The sequence below is a fragment of the Pelosinus sp. sgz500959 genome (genome assembly GCF_042610375.1).
In the GTDB taxonomy this organism is placed as follows: Bacteria; Bacillota; Negativicutes; order DSM-13327; family DSM-13327; genus CTSoil-075.
In genome coordinates this window covers 1-651 of sequence record NZ_JBGJZL010000055.1, presented here as the reverse complement: position 1 = coordinate 651, position 651 = coordinate 1, and the positions used below count along the sequence as shown (strand labels likewise).

1 protein-coding gene and 1 pseudogene are annotated in these 651 nt (G+C 39.2%); both read left to right on the top strand.

Annotated features, from left to right (window positions below; all coding sequences use genetic code 11):
* Positions 1-405 (top strand): TRAP transporter large permease subunit (locus tag ACAN52_RS21955; RefSeq protein WP_378957267.1); only part of this gene is annotated, 405 nt, incomplete at its 5' end.
* 43 nt (positions 406-448) lie between these two features.
* Positions 449-651 (top strand): annotated as a pseudogene (locus ACAN52_RS21950) (TRAP transporter substrate-binding protein); the annotation flags it as partial.

The following is a 651-nucleotide window of genomic DNA, read 5'->3' as shown; positions in this document are numbered from 1 at the left end:
TTAACAATCTTGCGTATACCAGATATGGTTACTGCACTTCTATTAGCAATATCCAGTAACCCGCTCGTCGTATTGTTTATTATAGCTTGCTTGTTGATTTTGCTAAGCGCACCGATGGATATGGCACCATTGATTATGATTATGACACCAATCTTAAAGCCAGTTATCCTTAACATGCATATAGACCCTCTCCATTTCGGAATTATTATGATGCTCAGCCTAGGAATTGGCTTGACGATTCCACCTCATGGAGCTGTTTTGTTTATAGGGTGTGCCTTGACAGATACACCTATAGGGAGAGCTGTCAAACACATGGTCCCATTCTATGCTATCCTGTTTGTTTGTTTGATGGTCATTATCTACGTTCCTCAATTATCTCTATATTTACCACATTTCCTGCATTAAATACATTGAGTATTTAAAATAATAAATTAAAGGGGCTAAGAAAATGAAAAAAAGTTTGTCAGTTCTAATCGTATCGCTGTTATCTGCTGCTTTGTTGACAGGTTGTAGCTCAGGTGGTTCAAAAGATGCGGGAAAAGCGAGTGAAGGAGCAAAAGTCACTGTAAGGCTGGCTGAAGCACACCCAGCGGACTATCCTACAACATTAGGTGACAAGAAATTTGCAGAACTTGTTAAACAAGCCTCAAA